Below are 22,900 nucleotides of genomic sequence, written 5' to 3'. Positions count from 1 at the left end.
TTTTTATTTATCAAGCTCTTTGTTGTAGGACTCATCATCAGTTAGAAATGGACAAAACCCTAGTGATTAAAGTTTTACTTTATCTTCTAAAGCGAGCTTGAACTTTATTGCGTTTACGGTCTCGGTGTAAGACGAAGCCACCAAAGATGTAAAACCCGAGTGCGAAGCAGAGAGCGCCAATAAAAAACTGTAACCATAGTATAGAAATTGGGGGGAATAAAATCCCAAATACAGTATCTCTCATTAACTTAATGCCGAATACAGCTAATGAAATAGGGATGAGTGCTAATAATAGAGCAAGGTAACGCTGCATACATAACGCTCCTTTTCAGATTATTTAGTATATTCCAATGATGTTATATGAGAAGGGGGTTTGTCAAGAGGGGGCTGAGCGAGTAAGATAAAGGTGTGAAAAATTTTGCAGAGATACTTCGAGAGGAAGTGTAATGTATGAAACAAAAGGTTTTAATTGTTGGTGCAGGTGAAGGTGGAAGTACACTGCTGAATCTGTTACAAAGTTCGAATATATTTCAAATTATAGGGGTTATTGATATAAATCCGATTGCGCAAGGATTACAAATTGCTAAGGAAAAGGGGATTGCGATTGGAGAGTGTGTAACTCCGTTTCTTTCTATGCATATCGATGTCATATTTGATATGACAGGTGACGATGGTTTACATAAAGTTTTACTAGAGAAAAAGCATAAAGATACTCTTCTCATTCCAGGTGATATTGCGAAAATTGTTACGAAATTAGCGCATGAGAAGGAAGGTTTAATTGGACAGTTAGAGGAACAGACGCAACAAGGAGAATTAATTTTAAATTCTACACATGACGGTATGATTGTAATTGATAAAGAGGGACAAGTCCGTCTTTTTAATAAAAGTGCAGAGCGTATTATCGGATATAAAAAAGAAGACGCGATAGGGAAATATATTTTAGAAGTTATTCCAACTAGTAAGTTGCTTCGCATTATACGTACGAAACAAATAGAAGTAAATTATGAACTGACGTTAGAAAATGAAAAGAAAATTATTACAACACGTATTCCAATATTAAAAGAAGGAGGAGAGGTTCAAGGGGCATTTGCGATTTTTAAAGATATTACAGAAGTTGTAGATTTAGCGGAAGAAGTTACAGATTTAAAAGAAATTCAAACGTTACTAGAGGCAATTATCAACTCATCTGAAGAAGCAATTTCGGTTGTCGATGAGAAAGGAAGAGGATTAGTTATAAACCCTGCTTATACGAAGTTAACGGGTTTAACAGAAGAAGATATTCTTGGACAACCGGCTACAACTGATATTGTAGAAGGTGAAAGTATGCATATGAAAGTACTTCGAACGCGTAGGGCGGTACGCGGGATACATATGAAGATTGGGCAAAAGAAGCGCGATGTAATTGTAAACGTAGCACCCGTTATTGTTGATGGGATATTAAAAGGAAGCGTCGGTGTAATTCGTGACGTATCAGAAATTCAAAAGTTAACAAATGAGTTGAATAGAGCGAGACAGATTATTCGTACATTAGAAGCAAAATATTCATTTGATGATATTGTCGGAAATTCAGATGAAACAACTGCAGCTATCGAGCAGGCGAAACTTGGGGCGAATACACCGGCAACAGTATTGTTACGCGGAGAATCTGGGACGGGTAAAGAATTATTTGCACATGCGATCCATAATGGAAGTAATCGAAAATATAATAAGTTCGTCCGTGTAAACTGTGCGGCGATTTCGGAGACGTTGTTAGAAAGTGAATTATTCGGTTATGAGGAGGGTGCGTTTTCTGGAGCGAAAAGAGGGGGAAAACGCGGATTCTTTGAGGAAGCGAATAACGGTAGTATCTTTTTAGATGAAATAGGTGAGTTGTCTGCAAATACGCAAGCGAAACTCCTTCGCGTGTTGCAAGAAAAAGAAATTGTAAAAGTTGGTGGAACGAAAGCGATACCTATTAATGTTCGGGTAATTGCAGCGACACATGTGAATTTAGAAAAGGCTATTCTAGAAGGAGAGTTTAGAGAGGATTTATATTATCGATTAAATAAAATTCCAATTCAAATTCCGTCTCTTCGTCAGCGAAAAGGAGATATACCGGCAATTGCTGAACGATTGATACAAAAAATAAACCAAGATTATGGTCGGAATGTAGAGGGGCTCACTGATTTGGCTATTTCCTATCTACAATCATATGAATGGCCAGGGAATGTAAGGGAACTTGAAAATATTTTAGGACGAGCGATTATCTTTATGAATTATAACGAGATATATATTGATGTACAGCATTTACCCCCTTTGCATAAAGAAGAGCAGGCGGAGTTAGCTCAAAATAACTTATTACCTGAATTAGAAGAAAAGCCACTTGAACATTTAGTGACAGAGTTTGAAGGGAATATTATTCGTGGATATCTAGAGAAATTTGATGGGAATAAAACGAAAACTGCAAAAGCATTAGGAATTTCAGTTCGAAATCTATATTACAAGCTAGAAAAGTATGAGTGTGCAAAAAATAGCATGCAATAAATTGCGTACCGTGCAATTTATTGCATGGTATATAAAAAGTGACAAAATAAGACAGAATGTTTCGTTATTTTTCAAAGTATTGATTTTACTGCATTTTGAATGCGTTTTCATTATTGGTAAGACCACTTTAAAAAGTTGGCACGGTATTTGCTTTATAAATAAACGAGGGACGACGGAAAGGGTTGATTACAAAATATGAAGTTAGAACACTTAATTGATCAAGCAGCAGGACAGCCTAAAAAAACTGTAGCTGTAGCAGTAGCTGAAGATCATGAAGTAATTGAAGCTGTAGCGAAAGCGATTAAATTACAGCTAGCTCAATTTCGTCTATATGGAAATCAAGAAAAAATAATGGGGATGCTACAAGAACATGGTTTACAAACTTCAGACCACATTGAAGTGATTGCAGCAGCGTCAAGTGCTGAGGCTGCAGAGCTTTCTGTTAAATCTGTGAGAAACGGTGAAGCAGATGTGCTTATGAAGGGCAACATCCCAACAGCGAATATTTTAAAGGCTGTGTTAAATAAAGAGTGGGGGTTACGTAAAGGTAGCGTGCTTTCACATGTAGCAGCATTTGAAGTTCCAAATTACGATCGTCTTATTTTCGTTACAGATGCAGCGATGAACATCGCACCTGATGTAACACAAAAAACTGCTATTATACAAAATACTGTAGAAGTTGCCCGGGCAATAGGAATCGAGTTGCCAAAAGTGGCACCAATCGCAGCAGTAGAGGTTGTGAATCCAGCGATGCAGGCGACAATTGATGCAGCGATGTTAACACAAATGAATCGCCGCGGACAAATTAAAAATTGTATCGTTGATGGACCACTTGCTTTAGATAATGCAGTATCACAAATCGCAGCAGAGCATAAAGGCATAGTAAGTGATGTAGCAGGTAAGGCAGACATTTTACTCGTCCCAACGATTGAAGCTGGAAATGTGCTCTATAAATCACTTGTTTACTTTGCAGATGCAAAAGTAGGAGCGATGATTGCTGGCGCAAAAGCACCGATAGTTTTAACATCTCGTGCTGATTCAGCAGAAACAAAAGTATATTCATTAGCGTTGGCAGTTACGACTGCTTCAAAATAAACCAAAAAGGGTAAAACATTAGGGGGAAACGACAATGACATTAGAAATCTTCGAATACTTAGAAAAATATGATTATGAGCAAGTAGTATTTTGTCAAGATAAAGAATCAGGTTTAAAAGCAATTATTGCAATTCATGATACAACACTTGGACCGGCTCTTGGTGGAACAAGAATGTGGACATATGATTCTGAAGAAGCGGCGATTGAAGATGCATTGCGTCTTGCAAAAGGGATGACATACAAAAACGCAGCAGCTGGTTTAAATCTAGGTGGAGCGAAAACAGTAATTATCGGTGACCCACGTAAAGATAAGAGTGAAGCGATGTTCCGTGCGTTAGGACGCTATATTCAAGGATTAAACGGACGTTACATTACAGCTGAAGATGTTGGTACTACAGTAGATGATATGGATATTATCCATGAAGAAACTGACTTTGTAACAGGTATTTCACCTTCATTCGGTTCTTCTGGAAACCCATCTCCAGTAACTGCATATGGTGTATACCGTGGTATGAAAGCAGCTGCGAAAGAAGCGTTCGGTACAGATAATCTAGAAGGAAAAGTAATTTCTGTTCAAGGTGTTGGTAACGTAGCATATCATCTATGCAAACATTTACACGCTGAAGGAGCAAAATTAATTGTTACAGATATTAATAAAGAAGCTGTACAACGTGCAGTAGAAGAATTCGGTGCAACAGCAGTTGAGCCAAATGAAATTTACGGTGTTGAATGTGATATTTACGCACCATGTGCATTAGGCGCAACAGTTAATGATGAAACTATTCCACAACTTAAAGCAAAAGTAATCGCGGGTTCTGCAAATAACCAATTAAAAGAAGATCGTCACGGCGACATCATTCATGAAATGGGTATTGTATACGCACCAGACTATGTAATTAATGCAGGTGGCGTAATTAACGTAGCAGACGAATTATATGGATATAATAGAGAACGTGCGCTAAAACGTGTTGAGTCAATTTATGACACAATTGCAAAAGTAATCGAAATTTCAAAACGCGATGGCATAGCAACTTATGTAGCAGCAGATCGTTTAGCTGAAGAGCGCATTGCAAGCTTGAAAAACTCTCGTAGCACATACTTACGCAACGGTCACGACATTATTAGCCGTCGCTAATCATTCATATATAACTTTTACAAAAGGTGTGGTTACCTCTTATGAGGTTTCCACGTCCTTTTGAATTTATTAGTGGAGGTAGCAACATTGTCCTTAAATCGAATTCTTGTTATTAACCCGGGTAGTACATCCACAAAAATTGGTGTTTTTGATAATGAAAGACCTGTTTTAGAAGAAACAATTCGTCATGATGAAGAAAAGATTGGGAAATATAAACGAATTATCGACCAATATGAGTTTCGAAAAGAAACAATATTAGAAGTTTTACATTCTCACGGTATTAACATTTCAAAATTGAACGCTGTTTGTGGGCGTGGTGGATTACTTCGTCCAATAGAAGGCGGAACATACACAGTAAACGATGCAATGTTAGAAGATTTGAAAAATGGATTTAGCGGTCATCACGCTTCGAATCTTGGAGGCATTTTAGCATATGAAATCGCTTCTGGATTAAATATTCCAGCATTCATTGTGGATCCTGTCGTTGTAGATGAAATGGAACCGATTGCTCGTATAAGCGGTATTGCTGGTATGGAACGTAAAAGTATTTTCCATGCATTAAACCAAAAAGCAGTTGCTCGTAAAGTGGCTGTAGAATTAAACCACAAATACGAGGATTTAAATTTATTAGTTACACATATGGGCGGCGGTATTACAGTTGGTGCTCATAAAAAAGGAAAAGTTATCGATGTTAATAATGGCTTAAACGGAGAAGGACCATTTAGTCCAGAGCGTGCTGGTACAGTACCAGTAGGACAATTAGTTGAGATGTGTTTCTCTGGTGAGTATTACCGAGACGAAATGGTTAAAAAACTTGTCGGACAAGGTGGACTTGTAAGTCTTATCGGTACAAATGATGCAATTAAAGTAGAACAAATGGTTGAAAAAGGCGATCCTGAAGCAACTCTTATTTATAAAGCAATGGCATATCAAGTTGCGAAAGAGATTGGCGGAGCTAGTGCTGTACTTCACGGAAAAATCGATGCAATCGTATTAACTGGTGGACTTGCATACAGTAAAATACTTGTTGATGAAATAAAAGAACGAGTGGATTGGATTGCAGATGTTATCGTACATCCAGGGGAAGATGAGTTAGAAGCGTTAGCAGAAGGAGCACTTCGTGTATTACGTGAAGAAGAAGCGCCGAAAGAGTATGTGGTAAGAGAAAAACAAACAGTAGCTAGGGGTTGAGATAATGGCAAGAGAATATGATTTAGTCATCGTTGGCGGCGGTACAGGTGGATATGTTGCTGCAATTCGCGCATCACAACTAGGATTAAAAACAGCACTTGTTGAAAAAGAAAATCTTGGTGGTACTTGTTTGCATAAAGGATGTATTCCTAGTAAAGCTCTTTTACGTAGTGCGGAAGTATACGCAACTGCTAAAAAAAGCGAAGAGTTCGGAGTTATTGCAAGTAATGTAGAACTAAACTTTGCAAAAGTACAAGAGCGTAAAGAGAAGATTGTAACGCAGCTTCATAAAGGTGTTCAACATTTAATGAAACAAGGTAAAATTGATGTGTTTGAAGGTATTGGCCGTATTCTTGGCCCGTCTATTTTTTCTCCGATGCCAGGGACAATTTCAGTTGAACTTGCAAGTGGAGAAGAGAATGAAATGTTAATTCCAAAAAATGTACTTGTTGCAACGGGTTCTCGTCCAAATTCATTACCAGGTTTAGAGTTAGACGGAGAGTATGTAATGTCTTCAGATCATGCCCTAAAAATGGAAACGCTTCCTAGTTCGATCATTATCGTTGGTGGCGGTGTAATTGGTATTGAGTGGGCATCTATGCTTGCTGACTTCGGTGTAGAAGTTACAGTGTTAGAGTATGCGAAAACGATTTTACCACTAGAAGATCAGGACGTTTCAAAAGAAATGCAACGTCTGTTCAAGAAAAAAGGTATTAAAGTGGTGACTGGTGCAAAAGTATTACCAGAAACATTGGTAAAAGATAATGGAGTAACAATTCAAGCTGAACATAACGGTGAGAATAAAGAATTTAAAGCAGAAAAAATGCTTGTATCTGTAGGAAGACAAGCCAATACGCAAAATATTGGTTTAGAGAATACGGATATCGTTGTGGAAAAAGGATACATTCAAACAAATGAGTTTTATCAAACGAAAGAATCTCATATTTACGCAATTGGAGATGTAATCGGTGGCTTACAACTTGCTCACGTTGCTTCTCACGAAGGAATTGTTGCAGTAGAACATATTGTAGGGAAAGAAGTTACGCCAATTGATTACTCTATGGTATCAAAATGCGTATATAGCAGTCCAGAAGTTGCTTCTGTCGGTTTAACAGAACAAGAAGCGAAAGAAAAAGGCTATAAGTTAAAAGTAGGTAAGTTCTCATTCCGCGCAATTGGAAAAGCGCTTGTATACGGAGAATCTGATGGTTTTGTAAAGCTTGTAGTTGATGAGGAAACAAATGACATTCTTGGTGTTCATATGATTGGACCACACGTAACAGATATGATTTCTGAAGCTGGTCTTGCAAGAGTACTTGATGCAACACCTTGGGAAGTAGCACATACAATTCATCCGCATCCATCATTATCTGAGGCGATTGGTGAAGCAGCACTTGCTGTAGATGGAAGAGCGTTACACGCATAAAAATGTGGATTTAGGAGGTTATGAAAAATGGCAGAAGTAAAAGAAAAGCGCCATGAAGAGCTTGGCTTAAGTGATGAGCAAGTATTAGAAATGTTCCGTACGATGTTACTTGCACGTAAAATTGACGAACGTATGTGGTTATTAAACCGTGCAGGTAAAATTCCATTCGTAATTTCTTGTCAAGGACAAGAGGCTGCACAAGTTGGAGCAGCGTTCGCTCTTGATAGAGAGAAAGATTATGCATTACCATACTACCGTGATATGGGTGTTGTACTAGCGTTTGGTATGACAGCTAAAGAGCTTATGTTGTCAGCTTTCGCGAAAGCTGGAGATCCAAACTCTGGTGGTCGTCAAATGCCTGGTCACTTCGGTCAAAAGAAAAATCGTATTGTGACAGGTTCATCTCCAGTAACAACACAAGTACCACATGCAGTTGGTATTGCGTTAGCTGGAAAAATGGAGAAGAAAGATTTAGTAACGTTCGTTACATTTGGAGAAGGTTCTTCAAACCAAGGTGACTTCCATGAAGGGGCAAACTTTGCTGGTGTACACAAACTACCTGTTATTTTCATGTGTGAAAATAACAAATATGCAATCTCTATTCCGGTTGAAAAACAATTAGCATGTAAAAACGTATCAGATCGTGCAATTGGTTACGGTATGCCTGGATATACAATAGACGGAAACGATCCGCTTGCAGTATATAAAGCTGTAAAAGAAGCAGCAGACCGCGGCCGACGTGGTGAAGGTCCAACTTTAATTGAAACAGTATCATATCGTTTAACAGCACATTCTAGTGACGATGATGATCGTGTTTATCGTGATAAAGAAGAAGTAGAAGAAGCAAAGAAAAAAGATTCAATTATAACATTTGCAGCTTATTTAAAAGAAGCTGGCGTGTTAACTGAGGAATTTGAAAAACAAATGTTAGACGAAATTATGCATATCGTAAATGAAGCAACAGAATATGCAGAAAATGCTCCGTATGCAGCACCTGAAGATGCATTGAAGCACGTATACGCAGAATAGGGGGGAACGTTTCATGGCTGTAATGTCTTATATTGATGCTATTACATTAGCAATGCGCGAAGAAATGGAACGCGATGAGAAAGTATTCGTTTTAGGAGAAGATGTTGGTAAAAAAGGTGGCGTGTTTAAAGCGACACACGGTTTATATGATCAATTTGGTGAAGATCGTGCACTTGATGCACCGCTTGCAGAATCTGCAATTGCTGGGGTAGCAATTGGTGCGGCGATGTATGGTATGCGCCCAATCGCTGAAATGCAGTTTGCTGATTTCATCATGCCAGCAGTAAACCAAATTGTTTCTGAGGCAGCAAAAATTCGTTATCGTTCTAACAACGATTGGACTTGTCCAGTTACAATTCGTGCGCCATTTGGCGGGGGTGTTCACGGTGCATTGTATCATTCACAATCTGTAGAAGCGATGTTTGCAAACCAACCAGGTTTAAAAATTGTTATCCCTTCTACACCATATGATGCAAAAGGCTTATTAAAAGCTGCAATTCGTGATGAAGATCCGGTACTATTCTTTGAGCATAAGCGTGCCTATCGCTTAATTAAAGGTGAAGTGCCAGAAGATGACTACGTATTACCAATTGGAAAAGCAGATGTAAAACGTGAAGGTGATGATATTACTGTTATCACTTACGGATTATGTGTTCACTTTGCTCTTCAAGCAGCTGAGAAGTTAGCGCAAGATGGCATTTCTGCACACATTCTTGATTTACGTACTGTGTATCCATTAGATAAAGAAGCAATCATTGAAGCTGCTTCTAAAACAGGTAAAGTTCTTCTTGTAACAGAAGATAATAAAGAAGGAAGCATTATGAGTGAAGTGGCGGCAATTATCGCTGAAAATTGTCTGTTTGATTTAGATGCACCAGTTGCACGTCTTGCAGGCCCAGATGTTCCAGCAATGCCATATGCACCAACAATGGAAAAATTCTTTATGGTAAATCCAGATAAAGTTGAAAAAGCAATGCGTGAACTTGCGGAATTTTAATCGGGGGGACTATACATGGCTGTAGAAAATATTACAATGCCTCAGCTCGGGGAGAGCGTTACAGAGGGCACAATTAGTAAATGGCTCGTTAATGTTGGCGATCACGTAAATAAGTATGATCCGCTTGCAGAAGTAATGACTGACAAAGTAAATGCAGAAGTACCATCTTCTTTCACTGGTATTGTGAAAGAGTTAATCGCTGGTGAAGGCGATACGTTAGCTGTAGGTGAAGTAGTTTGTGTCATTCAAGTAGAAGGCGCGGATGAAGTAGCAGCAACAGCTGTAGAAGAAAAAACAAAAGAAGAACCGAAGGCAGAAGTAACTACGCCTGAAAAAGCGCCGAAAGTAAAACAACCAACTGATGGAAAACCACGTTTTTCACCAGCGGTATTAAAACTTGCGGGCGAGCATAACGTTGATTTAGATTTAGTAGAAGGTACGGGAGCAAATGGTCGTATCACTCGTAAAGATATTTTAAAACTAGTGGAATCTGGAAACATTCCGCAAGTAGGTGCGAAAAAAGAGGAAGCTGTAGCAGTAGTAGAAGCGCGCCCAGAAGCACAAAAAGCAGCGCCAGTATCGCAAAAAGTAGAAGCTGCGAAACCAGTTTCTGTACCGACAATGCCTGGCGATATCGAAATTCCAGTAACAGGTGTGCGTAAAGCAATTGCAGCGAATATGTTACGTAGTAAACATGAGGCACCACACGCTTGGATGATGATTGAAGTAGATGTGACAAACCTTGTGTCATACCGTAATTCAATTAAAGGTGACTTTAAGAAGCGCGAAGGCTTTAACTTAACGTTCTTTGCTTTCTTCGTAAAAGCAGTAGCACAAGCGTTAAAAGAGTATCCTCAAATCAATTCTATGTGGGCTGGCGATAAAATCGTTCAGAAGAAAGATATTAACCTTTCTATCGCTGTTGCAACAGAGGAAGAACTATTTGTACCAGTAATTAAGCAAGCGGACGAGAAAACAATTAAAGGTATCGCTCGTGAAATTACAGAGCTTGCAGGAAAAGTACGCACGAAATCGTTAAAAGCGGACGAAATGCAAGGCGGAACATTTACAATTAATAACACAGGATCATTCGGTTCTGTTCAATCTATGGGTATTATTAATTACCCACAAGCAGCTATTTTACAAGTTGAATCAATTGTAAAACGCCCAGTAATCATGGATAACGGTATGTTCGGTGCTCGTGACATGGTTAACTTATGTCTATCACTTGATCACCGTGTACTTGATGGTTTAATTTGTGGTAAGTTCTTAGGACGTGTAAAAGAAATTTTAGAAAACATGTCAGAAAATAATACATCTGTATATTAATAAAAAGCTCGCTTATGCGAGCTTTTTATCATCTTATTTCTTCATTTGCATTCTACTGTATGTACAACACTTTTCCCAGTAATCTTACAATGAACGATTATGTATTAGGAATTTACGAAAATACATTGCTGATATATGGTATATAGATATAAAATAAGAAAAGAATAATTTTTTTGGCAAATCTTACTGATGAAACTGTAGTATAATATATTGTATTGTATGAAAAAGAGAGTTATTCTATATAAGTGTTTTATAGATAATGTGTAATCAGTCGTCAAAACATGAAGAATGTTGACTCCTGGTTTTTTATTTTGCTGTAACAATGTTTCAGGAGGATGTCATGAAAAGAAGTACCGAGTTTCTAAAAAGTTTAGATGTAAAATTAATTTTAATTTTGTGTGCACTATGTGTTACGAGTATAGCTGCTATATATAGCAGTCAGCAAACTGGCCAATATGGAGAGGCAAACTTTGCGATGAAACAGGGTTTGAACTACATAATTGGGGTTGTATTGTTATTGCTTGTTGCAAGCATTGACCTAGATCAATTACAAAAATTGTCTTGGCCACTTTATATCGTTGGATTTGCTTCACTTATTCTTTTGAAAATACTACCAGTTTCCACTTTCACACCTGAAAAATTAGGTGCAAAAAGATGGTTTGTATTTCCGCTAGTTGGACAAATTCAGCCGTCTGAGTTTTTCAAAATTTCATTGCTTCTCGTAGTAGCAAGTATAGCAGTGAAACATAATGCACAGTATATGGCAAGGACATTCCAAACGGACTTAAAATTAGTAGGTAAAATTGTGCTAGTATCCCTCCCGCCTATGGCTGTTGTATATAGCCAACCGGATACAGGGATGGTGTTCTTATATGCTGCTGCCATTGCATGTATTTTATTTATGTCAGGTATTCAGAAGAAATTGATAGCGTTATGTACAGTTATTCCAGTCACCATATTAACTACGTTAATATTTATTTACGTAAGGTATGAGGATTTCTTCTTTAATAAGTTAGTTACTTTACTAAAACCTCACCAACAATCACGTATTTTAGGTTGGTTAGATCCATTTGAACATACAGATCAAGGTTATCAAACGCAGCAATCGATTTTAGCTGTAGGTAGTGGCGGTATGGAAGGGAAAGGATTTGGCGAAGGGAACGTCTATATCCCTGAGAAGCATACTGACTTTATTTTCGCTACAATTGCCGAAGAAGGTGGATTTATCGTAGCAGCGTTAGTTGTGTTCTTGTTCCTATTACTACTATATAGAACAATTATTATTGGTTATTCTGCTGATAATTTATTCGGTACATTATTATGTGCTGGATCAATTGGGATATTAACGGTTCAAATATTCCAAAACATCGGTATGATCGTTGGATTAATGCCTGTAAAAGGGATTGCATTGCCTTTCTTATCGTATGGGGGAAGTTCCTTGTTCTCGAATATGATTATGATGGGTCTCATATTATCGGTACGGAAAACGTATAAAAAATATATGTTTTCAGTTAAGTAAAAAAGCTAGTTCGTGTAAAAACGAACTAGCTTTTTTACATATATGCTCTTAAACGTTGCAAACTAAAACAGACTAGCAGTTTGAGATGGGGTGCGAATGATGCATATGCATATTTTTGAAGGGGCACGGCACCTTTCAAATATGGAATGGGTTGTACGGGCTATAATAGCATACGTATTTTTAATATTAGTTACGAAAGCGATGGGGCAAAGATCTATCGCACAACTTCGTTTTTTAGATGTTGTATTAGTGCTATTGCTTGGTGGGAATATTTCTAACGCATTGTCTGATGAAAAAGTAGGGTTACTCGGTTCGATGATTACAACGTTCATACTCGTTGTACTTCATATTATAAGCTCAGTTTTAATGCTGAAATGGGATAGATGGAGACGTTTTTTAGAGCCAGCACCTATCATTCTTATACACAATGGTTCCATTGATTTTAGCAATTTGAAAAAAGCGAGAATTACCGTGGAATATTTATTTTCGGAACTTCGTATGCGAAATGTGAGCGATATTCAAACAATCAAATTAGCATTATGGGAAGCGAACGGTGTCGTTTCTATATTTAGATATCCAGAATATGAAGCAGTTTCGCGACTTGATCTTAAAGTGGCGGGAAAAAAATCTCCAGTTTCTTTTGTATTAGTAAAGGATGGGAGGATTCAGAAAGATGTTCTTGCTTTATTAGGAAAAACAGAAGCGTGGGCGAGAGAATTTCTAGAGGAGAGTACAGAAGTCGAATCTATTATGTTAGCTACAGTAGATGAAGCACATAAAATAAATATTTTGTTAAAAAAATGAAAAATATACGCATTTTGTCGTTTCATACATATGATACAATAGTGTGGACAACAAAAAAGGAGGCGATACGATGGGATATGTAGAAGAATTACGAAAAATAGTTGGTCATCGCCCTTTAATTTTAGTTGGTGCTGTTGTACTCGTTATAAATGAACATGGAGATGTATTATTGCAACAACGAACAGAACCGTATGGAAAATGGGGGCTGCCTGGCGGGCTCATGGAGCTTGGTGAATCACCAGAAGAAACAGCTTACCGTGAAGTATATGAAGAGACAGGTATAGAAGTAAAGAACTTACGATTAATCAATGTGTTTTCTGGAGCGAACTATTTTACAAAATTAGCAAACGGTGATGAATTTCAATCTGTAACGACAGCCTATTATACGGATGAATACGAAGGACATTTTGTTATGAATAAAGAAGAGGCGGTTCAGCTTAAATTCTTTCCAGTAACGGAGCTACCTGACTATATTGTTGGATCGCATAAAAAAATGATTGTTGAATATATGAAAATTATGGAAATGAATATATAATAATGAAAGAAATATAAAAACACAGCTCTGGTCGGTAGTCCAGACGCATGATTTCATGTCAGTAACCTTCCCCTCCGGGATGTCCAATATTGCTAATTTTATTAAAGGAGGGGCTGTCAATGGATTTGACAGTATATCACGACGGTCAATTTTATGTTGGAATTATTACGCATAAAGAAAAAGGGAAATTGTATGGAGCGAGGTATATTTTTGGAATGGAACCTTCAGACGAGGAAGTACTTATATTTGTGAATGGTCCAATGTTAGCATATTTCCAGCACGTTGCAAAATGTGGTGTGGACATTAAAGAAAAACAGCGTCCAAAAAATATAAAACGTATCATACGAGAAGTGGCAAAAGAAGTAAATGTAAAACGTTTTACAAAGGCACAAGAAGCAATTAGTTTATCTTATGAACTGCATAAACAAGAACAGAAAGTGCAATCTAAAGAGAAACGGGAAGCTGAAAAGCAGAGAAAACGTTTTATAAAAGTACAAAAAGCAAAGCAAAAACATCGTGGTCATTGAGAAAAGGTGTTAGAGCAAGAGCTCTAACACCTTTTCTATGCTGAAATACAAGTAAACTTACTTGTATTTCATAAACATTAACTGGTAAGATACAAATAGGTAGATTTAGAGGAGGGAAAAGATTGATTAATTTTAACTTTTTTATGAATGATGTTGTTCGTCAAGCGCGTGAAGAGATCGTTTCTGCTGGATATACAGAATTAACGACACCAGAAGCAGTTGAAGAAGCGTTTAAAAGAAATGGTACAACACTTGTAATGGTAAACTCTGTATGTGGTTGTGCAGGTGGTATTGCTCGCCCTGCTGCTGCGCATTCCGTACATTATGATAAACGTCCTAACCATCTTGTAACGGTGTTTGCAGGTCAAGATAAAGAAGCAACAGCAAGAGCTCGTGAATATTTTGAAGGGTATCCACCTTCTTCTCCATCATTTGCTTTATTAAAAGATGGAAAAATTGTAACGATGGTAGAACGTCATGAAATTGAAGGTCATGAACCGATGCAAGTTATTGCGAAATTACAATCGTATTTTGAAGAAAATTGTGAAGAACTATAAATAAGTGAAAAGGCGGTACGCCCACGATTAAGTGGGTGTACCGCCTTTTTTTTATTAATTATACAAAACGATGGAATATACATCATCTTGTTTTGTTATGCAGTTTTTTATGCATTAAGAATGCGTTATTTAATGTTATTTAATTTATTTTTATTTTATATATTGCATAAAAATAAAACTGCTGATACAATACAAACATCGAATAAATATTCTATTAAACTTTTAAATATACATTATTAGGGGGAAGAAAGATGAAGAAGTTATTATCGATATCGTTTGCACTTATTTTAATTGTAAGTATGTTTAGTGCGTGTAGTAATGGGGACGTAAAAGAAGAAAAAGGAAATAAGAAAGTACTTGTAATGGGAACTTCAGCAGACTATAAACCTTATGAATATGTAGAAGCTTCAAAGAGTGATGAAATTATTGGCTTTGACATTGATATTGCAAAGTATATCGGAAAAGAACTTGGGTATGAAGTGAAAGTGAAAGATATGGATTTTGGTGGTTTATTAGCGTCTCTTAGCTCAGGAAAAGTTGATTTTGTAATGGCAGGTATGACGCCAACGGCAGAGCGTAAAAATAATGTAGATTTTACAGATATATATTTTGTTGCGAAAAACATGATTGTTTCTAAAAAGGATTCTAACATTAAATCAGTAGAGGATTTAAAAGGGAAAAAAGTAGGGGTACAAACAGGATCTATTCAAGAAGAGAAGGCGGCGGAATTTAAAAAACAAGTTGATTTCAAAGCTGAGGGACGTGACCGTATACCAGAAATTGTACAAGAAATTAAAGCGGGTCGTTTTGATGCGGCGATTTTAGAAGATACAGTAGCAAAAAATTATTTAGAGAAAATGAAAGATTTACAAGGAATTGAAATTAAAGAAGCACCAGAAGAAGTAGGAGCGGCAATTGCCCTTCCGAAAAACAGTGATAAAACAGCTGAATTTAATAAAGTGATTAAAAAAATGCAAGAAAACGGAGAAATGGATAAATTAGTGAAGAAGTGGTTTGGCAGCGGAAAATAAGCTGCCTTTCACTTTTCTGTGAAGGGAATGAAAAGAATGAACTTGGATTTTTCAGCGATTACGCCTTCGATACCGTATATATTAAAAGGGCTAGAAGTTACTTTGAAAATTGTAGCAGTATCAGCTTTAGCAGGATTTATTTTAGGAACGTTATTAGCACTTTGTAAGATTGCTAGAATACGAGCATTAAATATAGCGGCAGATCTTTATACATCAATTTTCCGTGGTACACCACTTGTATTGCAATTAATGATTATTTATTTTGGTGTCCCGCAAATAATTGGTTATGAGATACCAGCCTTTTTAGCGGCTGTACTAGCATTTAGTTTGAATTCAGGTGCATATATGTCAGAAGTCATCCGTGCCGGCATTCAAGCGGTTGATAAAGGACAAACAGAAGCAGCGATGGCTTTAGGAATTCCATATGGAAAAATGATGCGAAATATTATTTTTCCCCAAGCTTTAAAAAATATATTACCGGCACTTGTAAACGAGTTTGCGACGCTTACGAAAGAGTCGGCTGTAGTAACAGTAATAGGTGCGACGGATTTAATGCGCCGCGCTTACATTGTAGGCGGTGAAACGTTTAAATATCTTGAGCCGCTACTATTTGTTGGTCTGATCTACTATACGCTAGTCATTATTCTTACATTAGTCGGGAAGGCAATTGAAGGGAGAATGAAAAAAAGTGATTAAAATTGAAAACCTTCATAAATCATTCGGGAAAAACGAAGTATTAAAAGGCATTACAACAACGATTGAAAAAGGGGAAGTAGTTGCAATTATCGGACCGTCCGGATCAGGGAAATCAACATTTTTACGCTGTATGAATGTGTTAGAAGCACCAACAAATGGTCACATTTGGATTGGAACGGAAGAAGTAACGAATCCGAAAACGAATATAATGCACGTTCGTGAAAATGTAGGAATGGTATTTCAGCATTTTCACCTATTCCCTCATATGACTGTATTAGAAAATATTACGTATGCTCCTATCAATGTAAAAGGAGTAACGAAACAAGAGTCTGAAAAGAAAGCCGAGAAACTTTTAGAAAAAGTAGGCTTGTTAAATAAAAAAGATACGTATCCGAATCGCCTTTCAGGGGGACAAAAGCAACGTGTAGCGATAGCGAGAGCGTTAGCGATGGAACCGGAAGTAATGTTATTTGATGAACCGACATCTGCTCTAGATCCAGAGATGGTGAAGGAAGTGCTAGAAGTTATGAAATCATTAGTGACGACAGGAATGACGATGGCTATCGTTACACATGAAATGGGATTTGCAAAAGAGGTGGCAGATCGCGTTCTTTTCTTAGACGGAGGAAACCTTGTAGAAGACAGTCCGCCAGCACAATTTTTTGCAGCACCAAAAAGTGAACGTGCGCAACAATTTTTACAAAAAATATTGTAATATGAAAAGGTTATGTGAATAATAAGTAGAAAAGGATGACATTGTGTCATCCTTTTTTTATACTAACTGTAAATACGTTTATACATATAGGAGTAATGATATGTTTAAAATTGGATACCGTACAGTAAAAACAGCAATAGGGACAGGAGCGGCAGTTTTTATTGCTCAGTTATTAGGGTTAGAATTTTATAGTTCAGCAGGTATTTTAGTTATATTATGTGTACAAAATACGAAGCGTAAATCACTTCAAGTATCGGTACATCGATTTTTAGCTTGTGTATTATCAATGGTATTCGCATTTTGCATTTTTGAAACAATTGGCTATACCCCACTTGCAATTAGCGTATTATTACTTACATTTATTCCGACTGCAGTTATGTTGAAAATTCAAGAAGGCATCGTCACGAGTTCAGTTATTGTTATGCATCTATATTCATTGAAACACATTACATGGCTTATAGTTGGAAATGAAATTGCTATATTAACGATAGGAATTAGTGTGGCGTTATTAGTGAACATGTATATGCCAAGTAGTGAAAATAAGCTAAGAGAGTATCGGAATAAAATAGAAAGTAATTTTAAAACGATATTGTTTGAAATGGTTGTGTATTTACGAAATCGAGAAAGTAGTTGGAGCGGGGCAGAACTCATTGAAACCGAGAATATGCTAAATGAAGCAAGAGATTTATCTTTTAAGAAGCTTGAGAATGCATTTATGCGCGAAGATGATTATTACTATCGTTACTTTAATATGCGCATGCAACAATTCGAAATTTTAGAGCGAATGATACCATTGGCAGCCTCTTTATCGTGGACATATGAACAAGCTGATATGATTGCCGATGTTGTTGAAAATATTGGGAATGCAATTAGCCCTGAAAGTACAGGTGTTATTTCCTTAAGGCAGCTTCAAGAAATGAGAGAATTGTTTAGAGAAATGCCGTTACCAGTCACACGTGAAGAATTTGAAATACGTGCAAAACTTGTTCAACTTGTATATGAAATGGAGCAATATTTACTCATTAAAAGTCGCTTTAAGGGAAAGGATAATATAAAAGAACTTATATAGAAGGTAGGAATTATTTATGCCGTATCTTCTCTCTTTCATATTATGTCTTTCTTTATCGCCGATTTGGCCTCTTGGTGATAATCCACGTGCCGGAGATCCTTTCATTATTGTAAATAAAGCGACGAATAAACTAGCTTACATTGACGATGGGAAAATTCAAAAGATTTTTCCCATAGCGACAGGAAAAACGAATGAATTAACCCCAGAAGGAACTTTTGATATTGTAATGAAAGCGAAGGATCCGTACTATATTGCAAAAGATATTCCAGGTGGTTCACCAAAAAATCCACTTGGATCAAGGTGGATTGGGTTTAATGCAAGAGGAACTGATGGGAGTAAATATGGAATACATGGAACAAACCAACCAAGTTCAATTGGAAAGTATATTTCACAAGGATGTATAAGAATGAAGAAAAACGATGTGGAATATTTATTTGATCGCATTCCAATTGGAACAAAAGTGTGGATTGTGAAGTCGAAAAAAACATTTCAGCAATTGGCAAAAGAAAAAGGTGCCATTGCATATGAAAAAGCCAACGCAAAGGTTGGCTTTTTCTTTTATCATAAGTTGTCTTGACATGTGTACATAACCATGCGTTAATGAAAATATAGAAAGATAAAGTGAAACTTTAATCAGTGCGAGGTTATTCCCCGTTAATGCGGGATAAAAATAGGTAAAGGGGTTGCTCATATGTACTTGAATCCAAAAATTTCGTATATGCAGTTTTTTATTGGCTTTCTATTTGTGATTACATTCATATTGGCAACTTTTAATATATGCTCTTATGTTGTAGCGATTGTATTGATGGCATTACTTAATCTTACTTTTGTTATTGGGGCGTTTCAGCAGAAACAGTACACGAGTTTTGTGATAGCGTTAGTAATGGCATTTTCCTTTAGTATTGTAGCGGTTGTGTTTTATATAAAATAAACCATCTCGATGTCGAGATGGTTTATTTTATTATGTGTAAAACGTAAAAAAAGGACGAACACATCGCCCTTTTTACCAAAACATACTTGCGCCAGCAAGTAATGTTGTTACAAGCATAGAAATTAGCATGATATAAACCATAACTTTTTGAGCTTTTTTATGCATCGTTAAACCTCCTTGCAAATCAGTACACCTTCATTGTAACGAGAAATGAAACTGTGGACAAGGGGAGAGAAAGGACAAATTTCGGGAAGGGGTTGCAAAATATAACAGGAAATTTAAGTATGCATAGAGAATATATTAAAAGATAGATTGTGAGTTTTTGTTTTGCAAGCTGAAGAATGGAGATACGATGATGAAAATATATGAGACAGGTCGCTTACATTTAAGGGAAATCGATGAGTCGTATGCTGAAAAAATTCTTCAATATTACGACAGAAATCGTGAATTTTTAAAAGCTTGGGAAGAGTATAGACCGGAGGATTTTTTTACGTTAGATTATCAAAAGAAAAAGCTACAAAAGGATAGAAAAGAGTTTACAGAAGGTAAGATCATTAGGCTATGGATTTTTAAAAAAGGTGATGACACGAAAATAATTGGCTGTATTTCATTTAATTTAATCGTTCGTGGTATTTATCAATCTTGTGTACTCAGTTATAAATTAGATAAGGAAGAGTTAAATAAAGGTTATACGACAGAAGCGCTTAGAAAAGCAATTGCAGTTGCTTTTGAGGAATTTCATTTACATCGTATAGAAGCACCAATTATGCCGCGTAATTTAGCATCTATACAAGTAGTGACGAAAATAGGCTTCCAGTATGAGGGTGTATCTAGGAAGATGTTAATGGTAAATGGAGTGTGGGAAGATCATATGCGCTGGGTATTGTTAAATGAGTAATCGAAAGCAGATGGTTATCTAGACATATAAACCGTCTGTTTTTTGTCTTGTATTTCGAAACTTTTGCGAAATTCTGTTATAATTAGTAGTGTTACATACATAATGGTAGTGCAGGAGGCGCAGTCTTATGATTAATCAAGAACGTTTAGTAAATGAATTTATGGAATTAGTACAAGTAGATTCTGAAACGAAATTTGAAGCAGAAATCTGCAAAGTATTAACAAAGAAATTTACAGATTTAGGTGTAGAAGTATTTGAAGATGACACAATGTCTGTAACTGGTCATGGTGCAGGTAACTTAATTTGTACTTTACCAGCAACAAAAGATGGCGTGGATACAATTTACTTTACTTCTCATATGGATACAGTAGTTCCTGGTAATGGAATTAAGCCTTCTATTAAAGATGGATATATCGTATCAGATGGTACTACAATTTTAGGTGCGGATGATAAAGCAGGATTAGCGTCAATGTTCGAAGCAATTCGTGTGTTAAAAGAGAAAAATATTCCTCATGGTAAAATTGAATTTATTATTACAGTTGGAGAAGAATCTGGACTTGTTGGTGCAAAAGCATTAGACCGTGAGCGCATTACAGCGAAATATGGTTACGCATTAGATAGCGATGGAAAAGTTGGTGAAATCGTTGTTGCAGCTCCAACACAAGCGAAAGTGAACGCAATTATTCGCGGGAAAACAGCTCATGCTGGTGTAGCACCAGAAAAAGGTGTATCTGCAATTACGATCGCAGCGAAAGCAATTGCGAAGATGCCACTTGGTCGTATTGATTCTGAAACGACTGCAAATATTGGACGTTTTGAAGGTGGTACACAAACAAATATCGTTTGTGATCATGTACAAATCTTTGCAGAGGCTCGTTCTTTAATCAACGAGAAAATGGAAGCACAAGTTGCGAAAATGAAAGAAGCATTTGAAACAACTGCAAAAGATATGGGTGGTCAAGCAGACGTTGAAATAAACGTTATGTACCCAGGATTTAAATTTGCTGATGGCGACCACGTTGTAGAAGTTGCAAAACGTGCAGCTGAAAAAATTGGTCGCACACCTTCTCTTCACCAAAGTGGTGGCGGAAGTGATGCAAACGTAATTGCAGGACACGGTATTCCAACAGTTAACTTAGCGGTTGGTTATGAAGAAATTCATACAACAAACGAGAAGATTCCTGTTGAAGAATTAGCGAAAACAGCAGAATTAGTTGTTGCAATTATTGAAGAAGTAGCGAAGTAATAAAATAAAAAAGACGTGTGAACCAATTATGGTTTACACGTCTTTTTTATTTTGATTCAACTGCTTTCACTAGGCGGATAAACCAATATAAGAAAATCCATGGCAGTATATAAGTTGTTACGATACTTAGTAAACGAGGGAGGAGTCCAGCTGTATTAATATTAAAAATGGGGAGTAGTAAGTAATTAATTAAGAGGATTAATATAGTAATGAGAAAGATATAGTTAAGTTTACTATTAGATTTCATAATAAGTCACTCTTTTTACAATGATATCCATATTTCGTATTAAGTATAGCAAAAATAAGGATGAAAAGAATAAGTAATTATTATATTGTACATGAATTTGGTATAATGAAGGAACAAATGTTCTTTGGAGGGGGTAGTACTATGCGAGAAATGTATCCGAAAAATGGCCGTGTTATTTTACATGTGGATATGAATTGTTTTTTCGCATCTGTTGAAATTGCTCATGATTCATCATTACAAGGAAAGCCATTAGCGGTTGCTGGAAATGAAAAAGAGAGAAAAGGAATTATTATAACGTGTAGTTATGAGGCGAGAGAATATGGAATACGTACGACGATGCCTCTTTGGGAAGCGAAAAGGTTATGCCCACAATTAGTTGTAAGGCGTCCTAATTTCACATTATATCGTGAAGCTTCATTTCAAATGTTTCAAATCCTTTCCCGTTTTACAGAAAAGATACAACCAGTCTCTATAGATGAAGGATATTTAGATATTACAGATTGCTATGCACTCGGTTCGCCTCTTGAAATAGCAAAGATGATTCAACAAGCGTTGTTAACAGAGCTACAGCTTCCGTGTAGTATTGGGATTGCTCCAAATCTTTTTCTAGCAAAGACCGCTTCAGATATGAAAAAGCCTCTTGGTATTACTGTACTTCGAAAACGTGATATTCCAGAATTGATTTGGCCACTTCCAGTTGGAGCCATGCATGGAATTGGTGAGAAAACAGCTGAAAAATTAAATGATATTCATATACAGACAATTGAACAATTGGCAAAGGGAGACGAGCATATCATTCGCGCTAAAATTGGAAAGCACGGTGTTGATTTACAAAGGCGTGCAAAAGGTATGGATGATAGAGAAGTTGATCCGAGTCAAATGGGACAGCATAAAAGTTTCGGTAATTCGACGACCTTTTCAAAGGATATGGATGAAGAGAAAGAGTTACTTGATATGTTAGAACGTTTATCAAAATCAGTGAGTAAAAGATTACAAAAGCGAACTCTTGTCAGCTATAATATTCAAATTATGATTAAATACCATGATAGGCGAACGGTAACACGGAGTAAGCAATTGAAAAATGCCATTTGGGAAGAACACGATATTTTTCAAGCAGCATCCCGTTTATGGAAGCAACATTGGGATGGTGATTCCGTTCGTTTACTAGGTGTTACAGCTACTGAAATAGAGTGGAAGACAGAATCGGTGAAACAATTAGATTTGTTTTCATTTGAAGAGGATGCGAAAAAAGAACCGTTACTTGCTGTCATTGATCAAATTAATGATAAGTATGGAACACCGCTTTTACAACGAGGTAGTCAACTACTACGTAAGCAAGAGAAGTCGTTTCAACAAAAGTTAGAAAATAAGTTTATGTAGAAGGTGTCATGAAGTAGTAA

At 36.8% G+C, this 22,900-nt stretch carries 25 protein-coding genes; 22 read left to right on the top strand and 3 right to left on the bottom strand.

From position 1 onward, the window contains the following. Positions 1 to 79: 79 nt before the first annotated feature. The gene (locus tag ACS2MN_RS14425; RefSeq protein ID WP_001190186.1) at positions 80 to 313 is read right to left on the bottom strand and encodes a DUF2627 domain-containing protein; all 234 of its coding nucleotides are present in this window, start codon (positions 311 to 313) and stop codon (positions 80 to 82) included. A 137-nt stretch (positions 314 to 450) separates the two neighbouring features. Here ACS2MN_RS14425 and ACS2MN_RS14420 point away from each other — a divergent pair, with 137 nt between their 5' ends. From ACS2MN_RS14420 to ACS2MN_RS14330, 19 genes are all read left to right on the top strand, one after another. Further along, positions 451 to 2,523 (top strand): sigma-54 interaction domain-containing protein, encoded by a 2,073-nt coding sequence (locus ACS2MN_RS14420; protein WP_098805646.1) that lies wholly within the window; start codon positions 451 to 453, stop codon positions 2,521 to 2,523. A 195-nt stretch (positions 2,524 to 2,718) separates the two neighbouring features. Then, positions 2,719 to 3,618, top strand: coding sequence for a phosphate butyryltransferase (yqiS, locus tag ACS2MN_RS14415; RefSeq protein ID WP_000763063.1), 900 nt, complete (start codon positions 2,719 to 2,721; stop codon positions 3,616 to 3,618). 34 nt (positions 3,619 to 3,652) lie between these two features. Continuing rightward, positions 3,653 to 4,753: a leucine dehydrogenase gene (locus ACS2MN_RS14410; RefSeq protein WP_000171363.1), complete on the top strand. Its 1,101-nt coding sequence runs from the start codon at positions 3,653 to 3,655 to the stop codon at positions 4,751 to 4,753. A gap of 87 nt (positions 4,754 to 4,840) precedes the next feature. Then, entirely contained in the window at positions 4,841 to 5,944 is a 1,104-nt protein-coding gene (gene buk / locus ACS2MN_RS14405; protein ID WP_000056190.1) for a butyrate kinase, read from the top strand. 4 nt (positions 5,945 to 5,948) lie between these two features. Continuing rightward, positions 5,949 to 7,370: a dihydrolipoyl dehydrogenase gene (lpdA, locus tag ACS2MN_RS14400; protein ID WP_346994720.1), complete on the top strand. Its 1,422-nt coding sequence runs from the start codon at positions 5,949 to 5,951 to the stop codon at positions 7,368 to 7,370. Between the two features lie 27 nt (positions 7,371 to 7,397). Continuing rightward, positions 7,398 to 8,399, top strand: coding sequence for a 3-methyl-2-oxobutanoate dehydrogenase subunit alpha (bfmBAA, locus tag ACS2MN_RS14395; protein WP_000852549.1), 1,002 nt, complete (start codon positions 7,398 to 7,400; stop codon positions 8,397 to 8,399). A gap of 13 nt (positions 8,400 to 8,412) precedes the next feature. After that, positions 8,413 to 9,396: a 3-methyl-2-oxobutanoate dehydrogenase subunit beta gene (gene bfmBAB, locus ACS2MN_RS14390; protein ID WP_000290072.1), complete on the top strand. Its 984-nt coding sequence runs from the start codon at positions 8,413 to 8,415 to the stop codon at positions 9,394 to 9,396. A 15-nt stretch (positions 9,397 to 9,411) separates the two neighbouring features. Then, entirely contained in the window at positions 9,412 to 10,725 is a 1,314-nt protein-coding gene (locus tag ACS2MN_RS14385; RefSeq protein ID WP_346994721.1) for a dihydrolipoamide acetyltransferase family protein, read from the top strand. Between the two features lie 340 nt (positions 10,726 to 11,065). Next, on the top strand, positions 11,066 to 12,244 hold the full coding sequence (locus ACS2MN_RS14380) for an FtsW/RodA/SpoVE family cell cycle protein (RefSeq protein WP_000831187.1): 1,179 nt from the start codon (positions 11,066 to 11,068) through the stop codon (positions 12,242 to 12,244). Between the two features lie 99 nt (positions 12,245 to 12,343). Then, positions 12,344 to 13,048, top strand: coding sequence for a DUF421 domain-containing protein (locus tag ACS2MN_RS14375; RefSeq protein WP_000550952.1), 705 nt, complete (start codon positions 12,344 to 12,346; stop codon positions 13,046 to 13,048). 70 nt (positions 13,049 to 13,118) lie between these two features. Beyond that, complete coding sequence (locus ACS2MN_RS14370) at positions 13,119 to 13,583, top strand: NUDIX hydrolase (protein WP_000542539.1); 465 nt, start codon at positions 13,119 to 13,121, stop codon at positions 13,581 to 13,583. A 119-nt stretch (positions 13,584 to 13,702) separates the two neighbouring features. Continuing rightward, positions 13,703 to 14,110 (top strand): YjdF family protein, encoded by a 408-nt coding sequence (locus ACS2MN_RS14365; protein WP_200203367.1) that lies wholly within the window; start codon positions 13,703 to 13,705, stop codon positions 14,108 to 14,110. Positions 14,111 to 14,253: 143 nt separating this feature from the next. Beyond that, entirely contained in the window at positions 14,254 to 14,667 is a 414-nt protein-coding gene (locus ACS2MN_RS14360; protein ID WP_001979317.1) for a BrxA/BrxB family bacilliredoxin, read from the top strand. A gap of 251 nt (positions 14,668 to 14,918) precedes the next feature. Then, positions 14,919 to 15,698 carry a transporter substrate-binding domain-containing protein gene (locus ACS2MN_RS14355; RefSeq protein ID WP_000735464.1) on the top strand — a complete coding sequence of 260 codons (780 nt, stop codon included), beginning with the start codon at positions 14,919 to 14,921 and terminating at the stop codon, positions 15,696 to 15,698. Positions 15,699 to 15,734: 36 nt separating this feature from the next. Further along, a complete protein-coding gene (locus tag ACS2MN_RS14350) occupies positions 15,735 to 16,394 on the top strand; it encodes an amino acid ABC transporter permease (RefSeq protein ID WP_001046918.1) in 660 nt (219 codons plus the stop codon). Further along, entirely contained in the window at positions 16,387 to 17,109 is a 723-nt protein-coding gene (locus ACS2MN_RS14345; RefSeq protein ID WP_000590221.1) for an amino acid ABC transporter ATP-binding protein, read from the top strand. Before ACS2MN_RS14350 ends, ACS2MN_RS14345 begins: the two co-directional genes overlap by 8 nt. A 100-nt stretch (positions 17,110 to 17,209) precedes the next feature. Next, positions 17,210 to 18,178: an aromatic acid exporter family protein gene (locus tag ACS2MN_RS14340; protein WP_000472694.1), complete on the top strand. Its 969-nt coding sequence runs from the start codon at positions 17,210 to 17,212 to the stop codon at positions 18,176 to 18,178. Positions 18,179 to 18,194: 16 nt separating this feature from the next. Next, complete coding sequence (locus tag ACS2MN_RS14335) at positions 18,195 to 18,755, top strand: L,D-transpeptidase (protein ID WP_001146536.1); 561 nt, start codon at positions 18,195 to 18,197, stop codon at positions 18,753 to 18,755. A 114-nt stretch (positions 18,756 to 18,869) separates the two neighbouring features. Continuing rightward, positions 18,870 to 19,109 carry a DUF3894 domain-containing protein gene (locus ACS2MN_RS14330; RefSeq protein ID WP_000281159.1) on the top strand — a complete coding sequence of 80 codons (240 nt, stop codon included), beginning with the start codon at positions 18,870 to 18,872 and terminating at the stop codon, positions 19,107 to 19,109. Between the two features lie 72 nt (positions 19,110 to 19,181). Here the strand turns inward: ACS2MN_RS14330 and prli42 are convergent, their stop codons facing one another. Beyond that, entirely contained in the window at positions 19,182 to 19,274 is a 93-nt protein-coding gene (gene prli42 / locus ACS2MN_RS14325) for a stressosome-associated protein Prli42 (protein WP_000549039.1), read from the bottom strand. Positions 19,275 to 19,461: 187 nt separating this feature from the next. Between prli42 and ACS2MN_RS14320 the strand changes: the two genes are divergently transcribed. Further along, entirely contained in the window at positions 19,462 to 20,007 is a 546-nt protein-coding gene (locus tag ACS2MN_RS14320; protein ID WP_002044843.1) for a GNAT family N-acetyltransferase, read from the top strand. Between the two features lie 127 nt (positions 20,008 to 20,134). Further along, on the top strand, positions 20,135 to 21,253 hold the full coding sequence (locus tag ACS2MN_RS14315) for a tripeptidase T (RefSeq protein ID WP_000609819.1): 1,119 nt from the start codon (positions 20,135 to 20,137) through the stop codon (positions 21,251 to 21,253). Between the two features lie 46 nt (positions 21,254 to 21,299). Here the strand turns inward: ACS2MN_RS14315 and ACS2MN_RS14310 are convergent, their stop codons facing one another. Next, the gene (locus tag ACS2MN_RS14310; RefSeq protein WP_080595619.1) at positions 21,300 to 21,500 is read right to left on the bottom strand and encodes a hypothetical protein; all 201 of its coding nucleotides are present in this window, start codon (positions 21,498 to 21,500) and stop codon (positions 21,300 to 21,302) included. A 141-nt stretch (positions 21,501 to 21,641) separates the two neighbouring features. On the opposite strand from ACS2MN_RS14310, the gene ACS2MN_RS14305 reads away from it, so the two are divergent. Beyond that, positions 21,642 to 22,880 (top strand): DNA polymerase IV, encoded by a 1,239-nt coding sequence (locus ACS2MN_RS14305; RefSeq protein ID WP_346994722.1) that lies wholly within the window; start codon positions 21,642 to 21,644, stop codon positions 22,878 to 22,880. Positions 22,881 to 22,900: the final 20 nt, after the last annotated feature.

It is taken from the genome of Bacillus cereus group sp. BceL062, assembly GCF_051780025.1.
GTDB classification, from domain to species: domain Bacteria; phylum Bacillota; class Bacilli; order Bacillales; family Bacillaceae_G; genus Bacillus_A; species Bacillus_A toyonensis.
The sequence above is the reverse complement of the archived record's forward strand: the minus strand, read 5'-3'. Positions and strand labels throughout refer to the sequence as shown.